Origin of the sequence: Salibacterium qingdaonense, from assembly GCF_900114715.1 — a bacterium.
GTDB lineage: Bacteria > Bacillota > Bacilli > Bacillales > Marinococcaceae > Salibacterium > Salibacterium qingdaonense.
On sequence record NZ_FOTY01000057.1, the window covers coordinates 1 to 5,668 of the forward strand.

At 44.3% G+C, this 5,668-nt stretch carries 6 protein-coding genes and 1 pseudogene; 2 read left to right on the top strand and 5 right to left on the bottom strand.

Going from position 1 to position 5,668, the window contains the following annotated elements; all coding sequences use genetic code 11:
* Positions 1-43 precede the first annotated feature (43 nt).
* A complete protein-coding gene (locus tag BM058_RS17755) occupies positions 44-319 on the top strand; it encodes a general stress protein (RefSeq protein ID WP_245737096.1) in 276 nt (91 codons plus the stop codon).
* A gap of 333 nt (positions 320-652) precedes the next feature.
* Positions 653-1,225 (top strand): annotated as a pseudogene (folE, locus tag BM058_RS17760) (GTP cyclohydrolase I FolE).
* Between the two features lie 446 nt (positions 1,226-1,671).
* Here folE and BM058_RS17770 read toward each other — a convergent pair.
* The 5 genes from BM058_RS17770 to BM058_RS17790 all read right to left on the bottom strand — a co-directional run bounded on the left by BM058_RS17770 (position 1,672) and on the right by BM058_RS17790 (position 5,292).
* The gene (locus tag BM058_RS17770) at positions 1,672-2,124 is read right to left on the bottom strand and encodes a ferritin-like domain-containing protein (protein WP_090929097.1); all 453 of its coding nucleotides are present in this window, start codon (positions 2,122-2,124) and stop codon (positions 1,672-1,674) included.
* 220 nt (positions 2,125-2,344) lie between these two features.
* Positions 2,345-3,328: a formamidase gene (locus BM058_RS17775; RefSeq protein WP_090929100.1), complete on the bottom strand. Its 984-nt coding sequence runs from the start codon at positions 3,326-3,328 to the stop codon at positions 2,345-2,347.
* Positions 3,329-3,522: 194 nt separating this feature from the next.
* Positions 3,523-4,290 carry a DUF2339 domain-containing protein gene (locus tag BM058_RS17780; protein ID WP_090929103.1) on the bottom strand — a complete coding sequence of 256 codons (768 nt, stop codon included), beginning with the start codon at positions 4,288-4,290 and terminating at the stop codon, positions 3,523-3,525.
* A 10-nt stretch (positions 4,291-4,300) separates the two neighbouring features.
* A complete protein-coding gene (locus tag BM058_RS17785) occupies positions 4,301-5,053 on the bottom strand; it encodes a DUF2339 domain-containing protein (protein ID WP_177195627.1) in 753 nt (250 codons plus the stop codon).
* Positions 5,017-5,292 carry a hypothetical protein gene (locus tag BM058_RS17790; protein ID WP_090929110.1) on the bottom strand — a complete coding sequence of 92 codons (276 nt, stop codon included), beginning with the start codon at positions 5,290-5,292 and terminating at the stop codon, positions 5,017-5,019. Before BM058_RS17790 ends, BM058_RS17785 begins: the two co-directional genes overlap by 37 nt.
* Positions 5,293-5,668 lie beyond the last annotated feature (376 nt).

Here is a 5,668-nt window from a genome sequence, read left to right on the forward strand (position 1 = left end):
CTATTGTTTTTCCTATTGTATGTAAAGGTGAAGCGATTCATCTTTGGCTGAAAATTGGATGAACATATGGCTGAAATTTCAGTTGACAATTACAACGGATCGAATTGCGGGTAGTGTGCATGCTAACGAACCCACCGATGATGAGCTTAATGTTGATTCGGCAAATCGTTTCTCCAAAAAAGGAGACGAGTTGCGCTATAAACTGCAAGAACTTGGTTTCAACAGTCAGGAAGCAGAAGATCTGGAAGACGAGCTCGATGAGGGCAAAGTATTGTTAATGGTTCAGGGTGATCGAAACCCAGACGAGCTCTTAAAATAGAACAATGCAATCCAGGCTGGCTTCTTGAAAAGAAGCTAGCCTATTTGTATGTATATTTGCATAAAGCTACTTGCCTAATAGAACGTTAGTTAAGTATCTTCAACCGCCAGACTCTAATAGTGACTGTTGCGGAAAATATCCTGGAGGAAAAGTAGAAAATTGTGCTTAACCGATATGTTCTCTTTTACATAAACCTCCCGAAGGTTCGTTAAGCATTAGTATGAAAAACTTCGTTCCAAGCATTATTATGGTTTTGTGTTACCACTAAACGTATATTATTTTACAATGATACCTGAAGGATTGTATAAAGGGGTACGAAAGGAAAGTGGTTGTATGAACAGCTTTGATCACGAAAAAATTAAACAAGGCGTCCCATTACTACTTGAAGGGATAGGGGAGGACCCCCGGCGGGAAGGCCTGTTGGAAACTCCGGACCGGGTCGCTCGTTTTTATAAGGAAATCTTTTCGGGTTTAAATAAACCCTCTCATACCTATTTGGAAACAAGCTTTACTGACGATCACGAAGAACTAGTGCTCGTGAAAGACATCTCTTTTTTTTCCGTATGTGAACACCATCTTGTTCCATTCTTTGGCCAAGCGCACGTGGCTTACATTCCGAAATAGGGAGAGGTTACGGGGCTTAGCAAACTTGCAAGAACTGTTGAAGCGGTCGCTCAGAAGCCCCAGCTCCAAGAACGAATGACCTACACCATCGCTAACAATATCATGTCGGTACTCCAACCACACGGGGTCATGGTGATTTTAGAAGCGGAACACCTGTGTATGGCTATGAGAGGCGTTAAAAAACCGGGCGCTGTAACCGTCACTTCTGCCGTTCGAGGCCATTTTGCTCAGGAGCTAGCAGCACGACAAGAAGTTCTTGAGTTAATTAGACATCATAAATAGGGGGTGGTGCTACCTGGATGGAGAGCGCAGCGATGTAGGTTGCGCATATATAAAGATTACAATGAAACGAAGAATAGGAAGAATATCAACGTTAAGCTTGGAAGGCACGTTCAAGAAAAGCGGGTGATATCATCACTATGGAACGTAGCATCGCCCGTCGTGAAAGTTAAATCCTGTCTACTTTTTGGCCTTTTAACCGTGAAACTAAATCTGGCAGGGGGATTGTTAGAAGTAATGGATATGATGATGAAAAAACGCCAAGTCGGCACAGACTTGACGTTCTTTTTCACCTTTAATTTTACAAGGGTACATATGAGAATACGTTGATGATATTGTCGTTTGCTATAGAAAGCTATAGAAGACCAACAATGTTATTTTCCTGCATTTACTATGAGAAGTTCGAAACGGGGCTCGATTACTATCTTTCGTTTTTCTTACGAAAAAAATTAAGAGCTCCGGAAATCTTCAAGCATTCGTTCGATTTGTTCTTTATGGCCGGTTTCATCATCAATCAGATCGTCCAATTGATTTTGGAGTTCGATCATTCCTAATTCTTCCGCCTGTTGTCGACGTTCCATATACCGATCAATGGCCGCTGCTTCGGCGTCTCGAGCGGCTTCCAACATCTCTTGAACGTTAAAAGTTTGTTGAACGGCTGCGGGTTCTGTTACCGGTGTTCCGCCGAGCGTTCGAATCTTGGCGGCTAGATATTGAGCGTGCCCTTGTTCATCCCCAATCTCGGCTTCGAAAAAACTCCGCAGCATTGGGGTATGAATCCCCGAAACTACCGCCGCGTAATTCGTGTACATGATGGCGGAGGCGTATTCGTTCGCCAAATCAACATTGAGCCCATCAATCAGTTTTTGTACCTTTGGATCAAACTGTCGTACTTGTACCATTCGCTTTTCCTCCTTAATGTATTAATCATTCTTTTCTTTTATACCCGGAGAGTGGGCAAGGCTACACATAATTAATCCATAAAAGCTTTGCCCGAACAATTTTTCAAGAACCAAATATTTTTCGCGTGGGTGAAAATTTAAAGAATGCTGAGGCTCATGCTAAGAACTGCTTGGTCCTCAGCGACGTTGCTTCTCGTTGGGCCTGGCGATAAAGCAATGGCTAATAGCTTCGTGGAGAAGGAAAACTATAACGACTGCCATCCGTATGCTGCACGTCGTTTTCCCATGGCAATCGATACGTACCGTTTTTTAAATCGTTCATGTACGTATAAGGGGCATCGGTTACTCCTTGCTCCACGGCCACGTACCCACGATGGCCTAATTGATAGATATTGTTTTCCACGCCCCAGTGGACACGAGCTTCTTGGGCTAAATCAGGACGAATCTCTCCGGTGATAATCTCATCTGCCCGATTTCCCCCCTGCGTGGTGACGGTGCCTTCGAAATCGACGATCATTGCGTCTCCCATTGAATCATTTACCCCGTCCGTCCCGCACATAGCCACCGAGGCAGTAAAAGCCAAGTTAGTAAAGGCGTTAGCTCGATTCGTAATTTCCCAGGATTGTTGAATTGGAGGAGTGTAACCGGCTGTTCGTAAAATAACATTAGCGCCTTTATAGGCCAATTCTCGACTTACCTCTGGAAACATTCCATCATGGCAAATGGCGAGACCTAACACACTGCCATTGGGGCCCTCGCAAACAGGCAGACCGGTGTCTCCTGGTTCCCAAGGCTCTGCAGGTACCCAGGGGTGCAGCTTGCGATAGTGTAATTGAATGACACCATGATTATCAATAATAAGACCGGTGTTGTATGGATTTCCATCTGGATTCACTTCCATAATGGAAAAACAGGCCCATTGATTGGTTCGACGACAACTTTCCTGTAGTTGCTGAACTTCAGGGCCGTCAACGCTACACATTAATTCTTTGCTCGTATCCATAGAGAGTCCGTGAAGCATATATTCTGGAAAAACAACAAGATCAATGGGGGCAATAAATTGTTTTGCTTTTTCCATCATGTCACAAACTTTTTGTGTTTGTTGTTGAAGATCTTCTTTCGAATGGATCGTGGGGAGATCAAGTTGAACTAAGCCCACAACAACGCCATTTGGGGTTTTATTTAAGCCACCTAAACCATTCATGAAACTCCTCCTTATATTAGAAAAATAAAAATATATGCTCTTGGCCAAAACTTCTCTGATTTTTGGACATGATCTTACACCCTGTATTTTTCCTTCCTATGGTTGATTCAAACCAATACTCTCCAAAGCAAAAAAGTGTTAAACAGCGACAAAGATTCTTATAGCTTAAGTCTCTTATAAGATACAATGTCTTTTTATTTATTCGCCCGATAGAAAAACCTTGACACCAGCACTCCCACAACGCCAAGACCTATAAACAACAGACCACGTACGATAGCATCAATATAGGAAATATCAACAAGGAAAGCTTTTCCAAGCGTAATGAAAATCCATACTATCGCGAAAATACGGAGCGGTCTCTTATCTTTAAGGATCCCCGTTGTCAGTGCAGCCACTGCGAATAGGATCCAGCTTATTGATACCGCTATATCCCGGTAGTCATAAAAGTTCTCCTCTCCAATCCGGAAGGCTACCTGCGTCAGGGTAAGAAGTGCGAAACCGATGCCCGCTACAGCAAATACGTAAACGCACGTACGTCGGACGATATCCGTCATCACTTTATTACCCGTATAGGAACGGAAAAGCAGATAAACGAGGCCTGATACAATAGCGGCGGTTACCCCTTCAAATACCGGTACGTCCACTGCGGATTCAATATACTCTAAATTACTGAGTGTTAAGGAAGCACCGATAATGAAAAAGATGGAGGCGAGAACGGTTTGCACCCGGCTGTTGATGCCGAAGCCGAGACGGTAAAAAGCGATTGCCTCCGCGAGGTACAGAATCGCATATCCTTCGTAACTGAAAACACGGAAGATCTCGAACGTTCCAAGCACCACTGCGAACAGTGTATATAAATGAAACAGCATGCCCCCGCTGTGTCGGATCCGGTAAGCGATTCCTCCGTAAAGAAGAGCGCCTGCAACGAGAAAAGCATCGAGTACGGAAACAATCAGAGTCACCCACCTGTATTCATATATAGAAGCAGGAGAAAGAGGAGTTACAAACAGCCAGATCACTGCAGCTGTAAACGTAAGAGAAAAGGAGCGTCCCCTTTGCCCTGGACAGGACCTCCGAATAGAACAGAAGGATAGAGAGGGCTATGTGTATAGCTACGACGGTGTAGGCGAATATATCATACTGGTCGACAAGACCGGTGTTGTTCCCTGGTGTGTCTGTCAGCGCAGAGGCTATTACATAAACGAAAAACGTAACGGAAGGAAGCAGCGTTGTCGCATACAGTAAAACTATATATTCCCGTTTCCACGCATAGACGCCTAGAGCCACCACGAGCAGCATTTCATAGAAAAAAAATATGAAGAAATTGCCCTCTTCTCCTCCCACGAGAAATGGTACAAAGAAGCCGGCTATAGTCAGAAAGACAGCAAGAGACTGGGATTTGTAGATATGGGAGAGGTATACCCCCGCAAAAATACCGAGGATGTACAGAACAAAAGCGATCGGTGTCTGAATCAGCTCGTACAGAACGGTACCTGCAAAAGTGGAAAATATCCATACACCTGCTCCGCCGCCGATCAGGCTGACCCCCAGCCCTCTCCGCTCACTCTTCGTCTGGTACACTCCGGTAACGGCGAGTACCACAGAAGCTACAAACCCGATAAGAACACGGATCGGTTCCGTAATCCATTCGTTCTCAACAGCGGACTGGAAGGCCCACACCACGCCGATCAACAGAACAACGATGAAGACACGCGGCAGCCACACCTGGCCGATCCACGCTTCCCAGTCTCTCCTTGCAGGCTTCGTTTTTCCTCACCCTTTTTCGTTTCTTCGGACGAATAGGAATCACGCCTTTCCGGTTGAGAAAAAAACGGTTGTTTTGTCCCCTTCTTCTCTTCCGGTTCCGTCTCTCTGTCTTTCAGCATAGATTTTATTTCTTCCATTTCTTTTTCCAGCTTATCCAGACGTTCTTCCAGACGACGGTCCGAGTCGTTGTTATTCATTACGGTCTCCCCTCCTTTTTACTTACAATCTTCTCCATTTACCTTCTATAGATACCATTCGTCTAAAATCCCGCTAAACCTTCTATATATCCTCTATTCTTTTTAAAGTGTTTAATACACCGGCCAGAGGGAATACTCTCCGAGCGACAGTAATGATTCCCCTAAATAACCATAACTAGAATTTTTTGTTTAAAATAATTAAAAGACTCTGAAGTTGCATAATCCATAGAAAAAAATTCCATACATGTTCATAAAAAGACAGAACTCCCAAATCTGCGGTACGATGGATGCGCTGACAAACACGTACACAGAGGGGTTCTGCCATATGTCTACTGTAGCACAGTCATCATCTATCGACAATTTCTTAGGCCAAATA

Bases quoted from the DNA above. Each gene is read 5' to 3' on its own strand.
- BM058_RS17770 (WP_090929097.1), bottom strand. From the start codon at position 2,124: ATGGTACAAGTACGACAGTTTGATCCAAAGGTACAAAAACTGATTGAT.
- BM058_RS17775 (WP_090929100.1), bottom strand. From the start codon at position 3,328: ATGAATGGTTTAGGTGGCTTAAATAAAACCCCAAATGGCGTTGTTGTG.
- BM058_RS17790 (WP_090929110.1), bottom strand. From the start codon at position 5,292: ATGAATAACAACGACTCGGACCGTCGTCTGGAAGAACGTCTGGATAAG.